Origin of the sequence: Acinetobacter sp. YH12235, from assembly GCF_013417705.1 — a bacterium.
Classification (GTDB): Bacteria; Pseudomonadota; Gammaproteobacteria; order Pseudomonadales; family Moraxellaceae; genus Acinetobacter.
In genome coordinates, this window is record NZ_VPDL01000023.1 from 1 (window position 1) to 14087 (window position 14087).

General features: G+C 38.1%; 15 protein-coding genes, 4 pseudogenes and 1 other annotated feature. Of the genes and pseudogenes, 9 read left to right on the forward strand and 10 right to left on the reverse strand.

Annotation, left to right across the window (positions count from 1 at the left end):
• The 3 genes and pseudogenes from FTV13_RS11765 to istB (FTV13_RS11775) all read left to right on the forward strand — a co-directional run.
• On the forward strand, positions 1-314 hold a 314-nt coding region (locus FTV13_RS11765), incomplete at its 5' end, for an integrase core domain-containing protein (protein ID WP_180012147.1).
• Between the two features lie 35 nt (positions 315-349).
• Positions 350-690 (forward strand): annotated as a pseudogene (locus FTV13_RS11770) (transposase); the annotation flags it as partial.
• A 53-nt stretch (positions 691-743) separates the two neighbouring features.
• Positions 744-998, forward strand: a pseudogene (gene istB, locus FTV13_RS11775) (IS21-like element ISAba8 family helper ATPase IstB); the annotation flags it as partial.
• A 248-nt stretch (positions 999-1246) separates the two neighbouring features.
• Here the strand turns inward: istB (FTV13_RS11775) and tnpB are convergent.
• Positions 1247-1582 (reverse strand): IS66 family insertion sequence element accessory protein TnpB, encoded by a 336-nt coding sequence (gene tnpB, locus FTV13_RS11785; protein WP_004780063.1) that lies wholly within the window; start codon positions 1580-1582, stop codon positions 1247-1249.
• On the reverse strand, positions 1579-1962 hold the full coding sequence (locus tag FTV13_RS11790; RefSeq protein WP_180009508.1) for a transposase: 384 nt from the start codon (positions 1960-1962) through the stop codon (positions 1579-1581). The genes tnpB and FTV13_RS11790 overlap by 4 nt, the downstream gene beginning before the upstream one ends.
• A gap of 156 nt (positions 1963-2118) precedes the next feature.
• Between FTV13_RS11790 and FTV13_RS11795 the strand changes: the two genes are divergently transcribed.
• Positions 2119-2400 carry a type II toxin-antitoxin system RelB/DinJ family antitoxin gene (locus FTV13_RS11795; RefSeq protein ID WP_127800960.1) on the forward strand — a complete coding sequence of 94 codons (282 nt, stop codon included), beginning with the start codon at positions 2119-2121 and terminating at the stop codon, positions 2398-2400.
• Entirely contained in the window at positions 2400-2720 is a 321-nt protein-coding gene (locus FTV13_RS11800; RefSeq protein WP_127800962.1) for a hypothetical protein, read from the forward strand. The genes FTV13_RS11795 and FTV13_RS11800 overlap by 1 nt, the downstream gene beginning before the upstream one ends.
• 75 nt (positions 2721-2795) lie before the next feature.
• Here the strand turns inward: FTV13_RS11800 and FTV13_RS11805 are convergent.
• Positions 2796-3167, reverse strand: a pseudogene (locus tag FTV13_RS11805) (ISNCY family transposase); the annotation flags it as partial.
• Positions 3168-3687: 520 nt separating this feature from the next.
• Between FTV13_RS11805 and istA the strand changes: the two are divergent.
• Both istA and istB (FTV13_RS11815) read left to right on the forward strand, forming a co-directional pair.
• On the forward strand, positions 3688-4707 hold the full coding sequence (gene istA, locus FTV13_RS11810; RefSeq protein ID WP_159153814.1) for an IS21-like element ISAba8 family transposase: 1020 nt from the start codon (positions 3688-3690) through the stop codon (positions 4705-4707).
• On the forward strand, positions 4707-5480 hold the full coding sequence (gene istB / locus FTV13_RS11815) for an IS21-like element ISAba8 family helper ATPase IstB (protein ID WP_159153815.1): 774 nt from the start codon (positions 4707-4709) through the stop codon (positions 5478-5480). Before istA ends, istB (FTV13_RS11815) begins: the two co-directional genes overlap by 1 nt.
• Before the next feature lie 121 nt (positions 5481-5601).
• Here istB (FTV13_RS11815) and FTV13_RS11820 read toward each other — a convergent pair.
• From FTV13_RS11820 to FTV13_RS11850, 7 genes are all read right to left on the reverse strand, one after another.
• A protein-coding gene (locus FTV13_RS11820) for an IS3 family transposase (protein WP_159153816.1) occupies positions 5602-6821 on the reverse strand; the annotation gives its coding sequence in 2 pieces (ribosomal slippage) (positions 5602-6545 and positions 6545-6821; 1221 coding nt in all).
• Positions 6430-6546: a sequence feature (AL1L pseudoknot), on the reverse strand. (Overlaps the previous gene by 117 nt.)
• A 263-nt stretch (positions 6822-7084) precedes the next feature.
• On the reverse strand, positions 7085-7600 hold the full coding sequence (locus FTV13_RS11825; RefSeq protein WP_127798922.1) for a hypothetical protein: 516 nt from the start codon (positions 7598-7600) through the stop codon (positions 7085-7087).
• 40 nt (positions 7601-7640) lie between these two features.
• Positions 7641-8180: a 3'-5' exonuclease gene (locus FTV13_RS11830; RefSeq protein ID WP_127798920.1), complete on the reverse strand. Its 540-nt coding sequence runs from the start codon at positions 8178-8180 to the stop codon at positions 7641-7643.
• 28 nt (positions 8181-8208) lie between these two features.
• Entirely contained in the window at positions 8209-9105 is an 897-nt protein-coding gene (locus FTV13_RS11835; protein ID WP_127798918.1) for an ATP-binding protein, read from the reverse strand.
• Positions 9102-9599 (reverse strand): four-carbon acid sugar kinase family protein, encoded by a 498-nt coding sequence (locus FTV13_RS11840; RefSeq protein WP_151208077.1) that lies wholly within the window; start codon positions 9597-9599, stop codon positions 9102-9104. Before FTV13_RS11840 ends, FTV13_RS11835 begins: the two co-directional genes overlap by 4 nt.
• Positions 9600-9602: 3 nt before the next feature.
• Positions 9603-10550 carry a CBASS oligonucleotide cyclase gene (locus FTV13_RS11845; RefSeq protein ID WP_151208075.1) on the reverse strand — a complete coding sequence of 316 codons (948 nt, stop codon included), beginning with the start codon at positions 10548-10550 and terminating at the stop codon, positions 9603-9605.
• A gap of 19 nt (positions 10551-10569) precedes the next feature.
• Complete coding sequence (locus tag FTV13_RS11850) at positions 10570-12105, reverse strand: phosphorylase (protein ID WP_159153817.1); 1536 nt, start codon at positions 12103-12105, stop codon at positions 10570-10572.
• Positions 12106-12673: 568 nt separating this feature from the next.
• Here FTV13_RS11850 and FTV13_RS11855 point away from each other — a divergent pair.
• Together FTV13_RS11855 and FTV13_RS11860 are read left to right on the forward strand one after the other, a co-directional pair.
• A complete protein-coding gene (locus FTV13_RS11855; protein WP_104852498.1) occupies positions 12674-13606 on the forward strand; it encodes an IS5-like element IS17 family transposase in 933 nt (310 codons plus the stop codon).
• Positions 13607-13660: 54 nt separating this feature from the next.
• Positions 13661-14074, forward strand: a pseudogene (locus FTV13_RS11860) (integrase core domain-containing protein); the annotation flags it as partial.
• Positions 14075-14087: the final 13 nt, after the last annotated feature.

Consider the following 14087-nt stretch of genomic DNA (forward strand, 5'->3'; position numbering starts at 1 on the left):
TGAATCAATTGCTGGAGTGGAGAGAAAAACCGTTAGTGATCCGATGCGATAATGGTCCCGAATTTATCAGTCACGAATTTGTGCGCTGGGCTACTGAGCACGGTATTCGTATTGAATATATTCAACCGGGTAAGCCACAGCAGAATGCGTATATTGAACGCTATAATCGGACTATACGTTATAGTTGGCTGAGCAAGCATTTATTTGATACTTTGGATGAAGTACAAGATTATGCAACAAACTGGTTGTGGCATTACAACCATGAAAGACCACATCAAGCTAACAAAGGAAAGCCACCTCTAATGGCTGCTTAACCTCTACTTTTAACTTCGGTTATTTATGGGAGGATTACCGATCACCTGAAATATTTAATACAGACAAAGGCAGTCAGTTCACGAGTGATGCATTTATTGATGTATTGAAATCAAATGGCATTCAAATCAGTATGGATGGTAAACTTGCGCAGTATACTGCTCATAGATTGATAATGTGATGGTTGAACGATTATGGCGGAGCGTTAAATATGAAGAGGTGTATCTCAAAGCTTATAGCAGTGTCACAGATGCAAAAAAGCAATTGAGTGCATATTTCAAGTTTTATAATTTGAAACGACCTCATTCGAGTCTAGACAAAATGACACCCAATGAGTTTTACTATGATCAGCTACCCCAACAAAACAAGGTGGCTTAACTAGAGCGGAATATCACTTATAGAAGTTGTTCAAATTTCCGGATCCATCTCTTTATTTACCGTTTGGACGTGAAGAAGCGAATCTGTTCTTTAACGTGATTGCCAAGCGTTATGAAAAAGGCAGTACGATATTGACGAGTAACTTACCCTTTAGCCAGTGGTCCAAATCCTTTGCAGATGATGTCACGTTGACCGCTGCGATGTTAGATCGGTTATTGCATCACTGTCATGTGGTACAAATATCGGGTGAGAGTTATCGTTTGAAGGATAAAAAAAGAATTGGGATTCAGCCCCAGGTTGAAATTTAATACGAGATCAAAGGGGTCAATTTTACTTTGCCATTTGTAAGGTGAAAGGGGTCAATTTTAGAATGCCGTTGACAACTTAAATAAAAAGTCTCCGACAAACCTGGTACGGTTCAGTCTGGTGAATTCCAGCAGTTGTTCATGGGTCAGTTGGCTTAAGTCAGGCAGCGTATTCATGACCGCAGTATGCCTGAGGTCATGAGAAGAATGAAATAGAACGTTTGGAGGATGGCAGAATGGTCGAGCTTGGTTTAGAGCATATTCACCACTTGCTGCAATCCAATTCTCTGCCAGGGCAAACCTTGGATCAGTGCCTGTAACTGTTCCGGGCTGAGGGCCACGGTTTCACCTTGGTGAACTTGAGCCCAGTGAAATTTGCCCTGTTCCAGCCGCCGGGCACACAGCCAGATGCCCAATCCATCATGTACCAACACTTTCATGCGATGGCCACGTTTATTACAGAACAGGTAAGCACAATGCGGTTTGATGTAGCCAAAGGCTCTCACCACCTGAGCCATGGTCGTATCCATACCTGCACGCATGTCCATGGGCTGAGTAGACAACCAGATTTCATCAATGCGGATCATGTTGCAAGTGCCTTGAGTAATTCTGCTAAAGCAGATATTTTCGATACTTGCCATTTTAGCTGAATATCATTATTCGTATGAGGCACGGTGATACACAACGTGATCCTCTCATCAATAGGTTGGCTGATTGCAGCAGTGTAAGGCAAAGCAATAAATGCTGGATTCACATGAGTAGGATCCTGCACGGCACCATCATGATGGCTGAAGATCCTGATCCAACGACTGACAAGGTTGGCATTAATACTATGTTGCAGTGCGACCGAAGCGATCGAGGTATTAGGATTTTTACAGGCATTGACAATACTGAGTTTGAATTCTTTGCTGTATGTTCTGCGTTTTTTAGCAACAGGAGGTGTTGCTGAATATATATCCATGTTCATGGATTAAGTCCCCACTTGTTTTTAGGTGGGAACTAAATTAAGGCTTATAGGATCGCTTGGTAAGGCTGTGTTAGCCGGATGCTTACCACTTACTACTCACTTGCCTTGTACCATTTTATGGCATTAAATGGCCTTAACAAGATTGAGAGGTGTTAAATGTCTAAGCTAATAAAAAAGAGAGTTCAATATTCTGTGGATGAGGCTATTTCTGAATCAGCAGAGTACATTATTAAAAAAGTTGGGCTAACCCCTGCATCTGTTTTTAGTATGGTCATGGCTGAAATAGCCAAAACAGGTCGAATCCCTGTAAGCAATCAAATAAGTGATGATGATTTTAATACAGCACAGCTCATAGCTCTTAGCCATAATATCCCAAGTGTAAAAGTATCTAATACAAAATCTGCTCAAGCATTTTTAAACGATGATGGTGGGTACTAATGGCACAGGATTTGTATTGGGCTTATGTTGGTTTGACAGATATAGTAGATGGCAAAACTCGCCCTGTTTTATATATTCGACAAACAAAAAAAGACTACATCGTATTCCGTTTAAGCAGTCAATATGACAATAAATCTGATTTTATTAAACGTAAATATATTGAAATTATAGATTGGGAATCGGTTGGACTAAGTAAAAAATCATGGATTGATACCGTACAGACATATCAGTTGCCAATTGATAAAACAAAATTAACTTACATTGGTAAACTTTCTAAAAATGACTATGAGCGATTAATTAATCATCTTAAAGAACAATAACTGTTTGTCCAATTAGCCGAATAATATCTGTCCAAGTTAGCACAAAATTTAATGATCATTAAATAAGAATTTGCACTTGGATCGCAGAATCCATAAATTGGCTGCAATCATCCAGGAACGTAGTGTTTCCACTGAAATATCGAATCCATGAATGGTAGTGAGCTTTTCATGAGCCAAGGTAGATCCAAATCCCAGCAGATGTTCAGAAATAATGGAAAGACATTTTGATTTTAATAAATCATCATGGCGACGATGGCCAGGTTGACCACGACTGGCATGCGCCATACCTGAAACACCATCTTGATTGAGCTTCTGTAATAACCAGGTAATTTGACGGGTTGAAAGATTAAGGATTTCAGCAGCACGGACTTGGGTAATACGATGATCTCGAACGTCTTGCAGAACAGCAAGACGTTGAATTTCTTTGTCAGACATAGTGATCAGCATCTATATTTCATATCCAGTCCATGATGTTTAAGCCATCATAAACTAGACATTTTTATTGGTGAGAATATAGACATTTTGAATGGGTTCTAACATGCCAATTGCGTATAATATAGATTATGTTAAATTAAGTACATAGTACTTTAAGTTCATAACTCTCTGTGTTTATAGATAAACAATATATAAAACAATGACTTATTAAAAAAATAATTCTAGGCTAATTTTATTTAAGTCTATATAGTGTTTACTTCATTTAGTTCTTCAATTGTGTAATGTTCTTCTTAAAGACAATCAAACTCTCAAAAAAGCATTCAACTCAAAATCGAATTGTTGTGCTGTTCAATGCTTCGACTACAACGGCATGTCTTTATCCATTACTCTATTCTTTATCTGTTTTGAGATTTCAAAGTGTAGCTACCCAACAATCAGATATGCTGTTAGCGGCAGTGTAAAAATGACCCCCTAATGGCATTTAAAAACTGACCCCCTTGGTTAATATAGCGGTCATTTTGGACTGCTCAACATGTTAACTTTGGAGCAAGCAGTGACAATCCAAATACTTCATCAACAAGGTAAATCTATTAAAGCCATTAGTCGTGAACTGGGGGTGTCCAGAAATACCGTACGTAAATATTTACGGCAAAACACCACACCTCAGTATCAGCGTATACAGCCTAGAATAAGTATCCTTGACCCATATAAACCCTATTTACTCCAACGTGTAAACGCAGCTCATCCTGAATGGATTCCTGCTGTTGTGCTCTACCAGGAAATTTTAGGGTTGGGATATCCAGGAAAGATCAGGATCTTGAGGGAATATCTTGCAACATTAAAACCAGTTGCTCAACCGGAACCGATCATTCGTTTTGAAACCCAACCTGGCCAACAAATGCAGGTAGATTTCACGACAATTCGACGCAACAACACGACTTTAAAAGCCTTTGTCGCAACATTAGGGTATTCCAGAGCGACTTTCGTGAAATTTTATGATCATGAACGTACGGATGCATGGATCGATGGTCTAGAAAATGCATTTCAGTTTTTTGCAGGAGTACCTCAAGAAATCCTGTTTGATAACGCTAAAACGATCATGATTGAACGGGATGCCTATCAGGAGGGGCAGCATAAATGGAATCCCAAACTGCTCGACTGCGCCAAGAAATACAGCTTTCGTCCTCGCGTATGTAAGCCCTACCGTGCACAGACCAAAGGCAAAGTTGAACGCTTTAATGGATACCTCAAATCAAGCTTTATTGTGCCATTGAAAGCAAGCCTGAAGACTTCGGGTTTACTGTTAGATGTTGATGTCGCCAATGCCCACATTGGCCGGTGGCTGCATGAAACCGCCAATCAGCGGATTCATGCCACCACGCAAGAAAAACCGGCTGTTCGACTGCAACAGGAGCAGCAAAAATTTACGCCATTACCGCAATCAGATACAGGTTCTAGCACTGTACCTGTTGCAGCAGCACAGCATGTCATGCCCTACGAGAGTTTGCAGCATCCCTTATCGGTATATGACCAGTTGCTGGGAGTTTCCTGATGAATCTGCAATACGACCGTATAGAGCAACTTTGCCAAAAGCTCAATCTGCCTGCCATCGCATCACAATGGTCACATCATGCACAACAAACATTAGGTCAAGATGGAAGTTATGCCGACTTTGTTGAAGCTATCTTGACGCATGAATATGCTGCCAGGCAACAGCGCAGCCAGCAGGTCCTGATGAAACTCTCAGGCCTGCCTCAAGTGAAAACGCTGGAAGGTTACGATTTTAATTATGCACTGGGTGCTCCCAAATCACAGGTGGTCGAGTTGTTCAACCTGAGCTTTATTGCTAGAGCAGAAAATGTGGTGTTTCTCGGGGCTAGCGGTGTAGGGAAAACGCACTTATCTATGGCATTAGGCTATAAGGCCATCATGAACAATGTCAAAACCAAGTTTATTACCGCCGCCGATCTCACGCTGCAACTGAGTACAGCCTATCAGCAAGGTAAATTGAAAACCTATATGCAACGTGCGGTACTGGGACCAAAGTTACTGATTATCGATGAAATTGGTTATTTACCGTTTGGACGTGAAGAAGCGAATCTGTTCTTTAACGTGATTGCCAAGCGTTATGAAAAAGGCAGTACGATATTGACGAGTAACTTACCCTTTAGCCAATGGTCTAAGTCGTTTGCGGATGATGTTACGTTGACCGCTGCGATGTTAGATCGGTTGCTGCATCACTGTCATGTGGTACAAATATCGGGTGAGAGTTATCGTTTGAAGGATAAAAAAAGAATTGGGATTCAGCCCCAGGTTGAAATTTAATACGAGATCAAAGGGGTCAATTTTAGAATGCCGTTGACAATGCTCGCACTTAAATTTTGGTATGAATTCTGGTTCCAGAAATTGAACCGTACCGGGTTTGTCGGAGACTTTTTTATTTAAGTTAGGCCACCTGACCTAACGGGTTAATCTTATCATAGTACATTGCTTCAAACTCAAAAGGCGATACATAACCCAGTGCACTGTGTACACGCTTTTTATTGAACCAATCTACCCTGTTTAGTGTCGCAAGTTGTACATCTGCTAAACCTTGCCAATCTGCTTTTAAATATTCAATCACCTCTGTTTTGTATAAGCCATTCACCGTTTCAGCCAGAGCATTATCGTATGAATCACCAGTTGTACCGACTGATGCTCGTAAATTTGCAGCTTCTAAACGATTGGTATAGCGAATAGAAAGATATTGCACACCTCTGTCGGAATGATGAATCACATTCTTTGGCATGCCTCGATCATGCAATGCTTGCTCTAATGCATCGAGCACCATATCTGTATTCATTCGTGTAGATACTTTCCAGCCAACAATTGCTCGTGAGAACACATCAATAATAAAGGCGGTATAGACCCAGCCTGAATTTGTTTGAATATACGTAAAGTCACTGACCCACAGTTGGTCAGGATGATCAGCAGTAAAATTACGTTTCACTAAATCATCTGCTCGTTTTTGGTCATCTCGGCTACGGGTGGTTTGTTTGTTCTTACCTCGCCAAACACCTTGTATACCTAGCTTTTTCATTAATCGAGCAACAGTACAGCGTGCAATAATATAGCCTTCACGTTTCAGTTTTTGCCAGACTTTACGTACACCATACCGACCTGAACTTTCCTTCCAAATTCGTTTAATCTCCTCAGCATGATGCAAGTCATGTAAATCTCGCTTTGCTCGATGTTCTGGATTTTCGCAGAGATCTAGAGTCCGGTAATAGGTTGAAGCTGCGATCGGTAAAATCCTACAAATCGCATCAACACCATATAAGTCTTTATTGTTATGGATGAAATCCACCATTATTTGTGTGGGCGGTCGAGCTCCGCCTTGGCGAAAAAAGCGGCTGCTTTGCGTAGAATTTCATTGGCACGCTTTAATTCTTTAATTTCACGTTCCATTTGCTTCATTTTTTCTTGGTCAGATATCTGTTGTACTTTAATAGGATTTTGCTGATCTAAATGCTTTTGATGCCAGGCACGAAGTGTTTCAGGAGTACAACCAATCTTAGGCGCAATTGCTGTGATTGCAGCCCAATTCGATGGATAATCTTTCTCGGATTCAATCAATAATTGAACCGCTCTTTCTCTGATTTCAGGGGTATATTTTAATTTTGTCATCGGGATAGTCTCTCAGAATATTGACTCTCCGACAAACCCGGTACGGTTCATTCAGTTCTTTGGACAATTCCCTTTTAGATCAATAATAGAGACTAATATCAATTATCTTATACATGGTATGTGGTTGATTCCATTAATAGTCCTTGGATTTTTTTTATTCACTGGTATTAAAATTCATCAGAAGAATATTAGTAAAATATCTAGATATTAACAGCCTAAAAATATTATCTAGCCCTATGCAAAGATATGCATAGGGTTATTACTTATTTAGAAATTAACGTAGTATCATTTTTTTTGGGAGTTTCAAAAGAGATTTTTTCAAAAATTATTAAACTAAAGATTAAGACTCCGATTAAGCCAATTAGTCCCATAATTAAGAAAGTTGCTCTAAATATCAAGCCATAAGTCAAAATTTTACTTAAATATTTTTTTCCCATATTAGCTCTAATAAGATTACTTTCTTCATTACAAAATATTCCAATATCAATTGAAGAATTTCTTTCTAATCTTTTAAAGACTTCTTCAGATTGTTTGATTAAAAAAGATGTTCTTTGATCTAGCTTCCAGAAAACAAATGCCGTAATACTTAAGAAAATGGATAAAAATATTCCTATGTAAGCAAAGGTACTTGAGGACTGAATGGAAACACCTATAGCGGTTCCTAATCCAGCAATGATAAAAAGAAAATAATTGAACATTGTTATTCTTTGGTTGGAATGTAATTCAAAGTACTTCCAGGCATGTTCAACAGCTTGTTCAGAATTAATCCTATTTGTCATATTAATATTACCCAATTGAAAATTATATGAATTATATAATTTATTCAATTGAATAAACTAATCTAAATAATTCTGCTTGATACTTTGCATCGTGCAAAGCATTATGATCTCCTTGTAAAGTAGGATGTACATATTTATCTATTGAACTTGACTTTGTATCGTACCAGCTACATTTTGTGGCTCCCATAAAAAGAGCTTTGATATCTATAGCTGATATACCAAAAGGATTTCTATTTAAATATTTTAGAAAATAAAAATTTATAAAAGACCAATCGAAAGGCGCATTAAGTCCTACAAATATAGGTCTAGAGTCCTCTGGTAAATACTTGAGTATCCAACTTTCAAATTGAGACATTGCTTCTATGGGGGGAATACCTTTCTTTCGTGCTTGGTCTAAAGTTATTCCTGACACTTTTAAAGCTTCTTCAATTGCTTGATCACTGATTGGTTGGAGCATTATTGTAAATTCTATATCAGGGTTATATACGAAACATGCTCCTATAGTCAGCATACTGTGTTCACCTACTATAGGACCTGCTGTTTCAATGTCTACAGAAATATAAACCTCTTTTTTATACATTCTTATGCTCCTTCCAATTAGAATTATGTTATCCAGCCATTATAGGTGAAGGCTTTAGCTTACTAAGAGCCTGATGGAAGTGTGAGATTTTTAATTCTGAATCAGGAAAAGCTAAAGAAACTGCCGTTGGATATAACCGTGTACGAATATCTGAATAAGTCCAACCTGGTTCTGCTCCGTGAGGAGCAGTTGCACTTACTAATTCGGCAATTTCATCTTCCGAAAAATCGATGTCAGACAAATCTTTAGTAAAAAGCTCATGTCGTTCTTCATTAGATGGGCGAACAAACTCTTCTACAATGGAAGCTCTACGCAAAACAGCTGCATCTAAAGCAGCTAATCGATTAGTACATAAAATTGCAAAGATACGGCCACCATGTTTTCTTAAATCATCTATTGCTTGAATTAAAGTATTCACACCAACTTTATCTTCATGATGACTATTTTCTTGACTTCGAGATGCTCCAAGCGAATCACCTTCATCAATAATAAGAAAAGCTCGACCATTTCCATGTCCAATAGACCGAGTGATTTCATCGAATGCTTGTGCAATGAGAGTACCCATTTCACCAACTTTACCAGTTCCTCTGACTTTATTACTAAGCTTAAATAGCAAAGCATCTTCTATTTTCGCATCACGAGCTAATCTATTAACAATTGCTTCAGCATTTGCAGTTTTTCCAGTACCTACATCACCATGAAAAATAGCTAAAGGATATTGATCGACAAGAAGATCAATAACCGCTAGTTTTTTCCCATGTTTTTGTTTACTCCATTGTTCTAACTCATCAGCCTGAAGCAAAAGTTGTACTTGTTTCTTAATACGGGAATATCTAGATTCAAAACCGAGTAATTTGTCAGCTAAATCATCAAATTGTTTAATTGGTAAATCTGTCTTAACTTCAAAAACTGTTGATTTACTCATGAGTAGTCGCTCCTATTAGCTCCATAACCATTACTGCTATAACCTCGCTCCCCTGATGCAGAAAGGCTACTGTGAGTGGTACTTTCTGTTGTTGAGACCCAAGTTATTTCCAATGGTAATTTGGAAGCTTTTTCTGATTCATTACGATATTTATCGGTATGTGACAATATAATTCTAATTCGTCCATCTGGTGTGTGGGGCCACATTACTCCGCCAGGTCTTTCAGTACCAGATGCACCTTCAGTTTGAAATATGTACTTAATAGCTCTAACTTCTGAACCATAGGAAGATATCAAAGTTACATCAACTTTAGATAAATATTCATTTTTTGCTAATAGTTCAATATCATGGGCATATTCTTTCGCTTTATCTTCAGTCATCGCTCTTGTGCTACTAGCGATCATAATTAAATCTGCTTTAATACTACGTACAACTTTTTCAACATCAGCTACAGTGTAAGTACTCGAATAAGTACTTGAGTATGATGAACTCATGCTTTAATCCTTAATTTTAAATTTATTACCGAATATTTCTTTCCAAATGTCGTTATCATCTTCTACTGATGCATAATTTGCAGTTTCCCAAGCTTGTAAGGCTATTTTGACGATTTGTTCTTTCTCTTCTATAGTTATTCGAGACGCTACATTATTTTCATGGTTAGCAGGATCAATAATTACAACAGGATCTGAAAAATATTTCTGCACCTTAGCCGAGTTCTCAGGGAAATCAATACGCTCATTTAATTCACTTTGAGCTATAAATCCTAAAAATTCTCTAAAACGTTGTTCAATATTTTGTGTTGGTCCATCACGATCTTGTAAATAAGCTAGTATCAACTCTAGATGAAAAGATTTAAGGCCCGGAGGGCACGCAAAATTTTTCCATCGTTTTGCCATACGCACTAAAGTGCGGTAATGCTTATCTGAATTTTTTCTATCACGAATAAATTGAATATGACAAGGAGCACAAGTTAGGTTTTTTTCTTTAGTTTTTAGATCATATTGCCAACCATGGTTTGGTTCTTGGGCATCTTGAATTACAGGAACTACATCTACACTCAGCCCACTTTTGACAAAAGTTACTGTAGCTGCTCTCCGTTGAATCTCAAAATCTTCAACAGCTTTAGTTGGATAAATTTTTGTGAGTAACGTGTAAATTAAGTCATTAAGATTGTCTAATGTCGAATCATCTACATTTTTATTACTGATATAAAATACAATATCTACATCGATAGGATCATCTACAGTTTTCTTCAAAATTGTATACTTTGCAAAAGAACCGGCTTTAACTACTTTTGCTATTTTTAAGTCAGAGTTTGAAGTGATATGTTTGCGTAACTCTGTTATTAAATTATCCACTTGTGCATGATATTCTGTACGTTTTTCTGAAGGTAAACGAAGTACATTACCATCATAATATTGAAGATCTGAATTTGTAAGTGACATTCTGATGTGTTTCCCCAAGTTAGTTATTAAGTGTTAAGCCATGAGTAATATAATCTGCTGTTACTGCAGCAGCTGCTTTTGCGGCTAAGTCATGAAAGCGATTGTCTTTTGTGGAATCACCAAAGTCACTAATTCCTCTAATCATTAACACGGGTTTTTTATGTAAAGCACAAGCCGCAAATACTCCTGCACCCTCCATTTCAGCAACTTCAATTTTTCCATTAAGTTCTTTTAAGGCTTTAAATTTTTCAGGATCTCGAAGAAGCTTCTCACCACTTCCAATAGTGACTGTTTTAGGCATAACACTTTTAGTTACTGGGCCAATTTCAATACTATCTGGAAGTATGATTTCTAAGGCTTCATAGCTCTTTATTAAGCGACTTTCTAAAGAACTTTTGTTAGATAAATATGTGCTAACATCCTGTCTAACTTTAAGATCTAACACTGTGCTTTTAGGCCGGTGTTCTGTAGCGCCACCTTCAATGAGAGCTGCTCCTTCGTATGCAACGACTTGTTCAGATAAAACAACTTCGCCTAAAGCACATTTTTCGCGCATTCCCGCAGCAATACCTAACATGATTACATTTTTAGGTTGTAATTCAATTAGTAATGTGGTGGTGATTGAAGAAGCATCTACATTTCCAGCGCTAGAAAAACATGCTATTGCGCAATTAGCCCGTATACCATCATTGCGAATTATTTCTGTTTTCCATACATGGAGACCCGTACTTGTAACTATAGGCTGTACACCTTCATTAATATTTAATGCTTGCCTTGCAGCTGATAATTCAATTGGTAAAGCTGTCAAGACTAATACATCTGGCGGAAGAGCTGCGTGTCTAGCTTGTTCCTCTTTATAAAAGATCGTAATAATTCTCTTTGCAATTTGAGAAAATTCTAATACAGGTTCTTCTAAAGAGAGTGCTGAAATACTTTTTACCACAGTAGAACCGGTATTTTGCAAATAAGTTTGAGGAGTGTCTCTAAATTTTTTTAGCAATCCTAATGCACCATTTCCATCTTCTTTATTTGATCCGATTTGTAGATCTAAAGGCAAAATAGGCAACCCTTTTTTTACCATTTTGTGAGCTCTATCTAATACTCCTTTACCACCACCTAGTGCAATCATTGCTGTAGCATGCTCAATTTGTTCTTCACCTACATTGCTACCTGTTAAGATTTCGTCATCAATACAAATATGTTCAGCAACCCCACGAGCAATCATGCTATTTAAAAGCCGTCGCTGTTCGGAATTGGTTTTGCATTGCAACCGATCATTTGATGCAACAATCTTAAGAAAGATTTTGTTTTCTATCCCTTGAGTTAGTTCGTTTATTTTTCTAGCAATAGTCCAATCAAAAACTAAAGATTTTTGAGTTTGATTTACAGGCTCTGCTGAAAAATAACCGATAAAGCTGCCTCCAGCATTAATAACTTCTGTTACAAGAGCTTCAACAAATGAATGAGCCTTATCGATTTGGTCATCATTTGTAGTAAGAGAAATGCTACCTGCAAGGAGAATACAACTATTTGAAAGAGAAACTGGATTACTCATTCTCCCCTTACCCCCTAAAAAATATAATAATTTTTAATAGATGAAGGTTACATTAACTATTGCAAGTGTTCTTTGAAAATTTATTTAGCTTTGTAATTTTAGTATGCAAGTAGTTTAATTGTTCACTCCTCCAGGTATCACTGCAAATATGGCTGTACAGTGGTAAGAACCCTACAAACGCGATTGAATGAGATAAAGTAATATACTGTAGTACCAGCTGTTAAAAGGAAAAACCACCAAAACACCTAGATTACTAATTGTTACTGAAGGAATATCCATAATTTTGGAAAAAGTTGTCTAGATAGAAGAAGAACTCCTAATAAAGTCGCAATTATTGCACGAGCATGCTGAGAAAGGCGGCACTCAAATCTACAGTTGCTATGTGAGTTGTGAGTTATGACCCGGCAAATATGATAACTCCAATAAAATCATTAATCTAAACATTTGCTGAATCTTCATTAAATTACTAACCACTGAATTAGATGGATGAAATGGTAAATATATAGTTGTGAAGGGCTTTGTTGCACAAACCTATCTGTAAAGGCTTTTTCAGCGATATAATTTTCAAATGAAGAAGCCTACACACAAAATCTACCGCACAACCAATTGGCCCGCATATAACCGAGCACTCATGAGTCGCGGAAATATTGTCATTTGGTTTGATCCTGCTACGCAATGGTATGCTCCATCAAAAGGCAAACAAGGGCGAAATCAAACCTACTCCGACGCAGCTATCCAATGCTGCTTAATGATTAAATCCTTATTCCGTCTATCTTTACGTATGGTCACTGGCTTTGTGCAAAGTCTGATTGAACTTTGCGGATTAAATTGGACCGCACCAGATTACAGTACGCTTTGTAGAAGACAAAAGCATATTGATATTGCAATCAGCTACCAAAAAAGTAGCGATGGGCTGCATCTACTCGTAGACTCTACAGGCATGAAGTTTCTAGGTGAGGGCGAATGGAAACGCAAGAAACATGGAGCTGAATATCGTCGCCAATGGCGTAAACTACATATTGGTATAGATGCCAAAACCCTACAAATACGCGCTATTCAGCTCACAACCAATAATGTCAGTGATTCACAGGTGCTTGGTGATTTACTTAATCAGATTCCACAAGATGAGCAGATTGACTCTGTTTATACCGATGGAGCTTATGACACCAAGCAATGCCGTCAGGTCATTGCAGATCGGCAAGCACATGCGGTGATTCCACCTAGAAAAAATGCGAAACCATGGAAAGATACAAAGATCAGCTCGCTAGAGCGAAATGAATTACTTCGAACAGTTAAACGTTTAGGCAGGACATTATGGAAAAAATGGTCAGGCTATCATCGCCGCAGTTTGGTGGAAACCAAGATGCATTGCATCAAATTATTAGGCGATAAATTAATGGCAAGAAGCTTTCCTAGTCAGGTGAATGAAATTCATGCACGTGTAGCAGTCCTCAACAGATTTACGGAATTAGGTCGACCACTTACCCAAGTTACGCCTTAAATTTGGCTCAATTAGGGGCGCTTTGCATTTCAAATCTTTGTGCAACAAAGCCGATGGAAAGTATCTACACGGATGAATACAGATATGGTGCTCGATGCACTTGAGCAAGCATTGCACGATCGAGGCATGCCAAAGAATGTGATTCATCATTCCGATAGAGGTGTTCAATATCTTTCTATTCGCTATACCAATCGTTTAGAAGCTGCAAATTTACGAGCATCAGTCGGTACGACTGGTGATTCATACGATAATGCTTTGGCTGAAACAGTGAATGGCTTATACAAAACAGAGGTGATTGAGTATTTAAAAGCAGATTGGAAAGGTTTAGCGGATGTACAACTTGCGACACTCAACTGGGTAGATTGGTTCAATAAAGAGCGTGTACACAGTGCATTGGGTTACAAGTCGCCTTTTGAGTTTGAAGCAATGTACTATGATAAGATTAACCCGTTAGGTCAGGTGGCCTAACTTAAATAAAAAA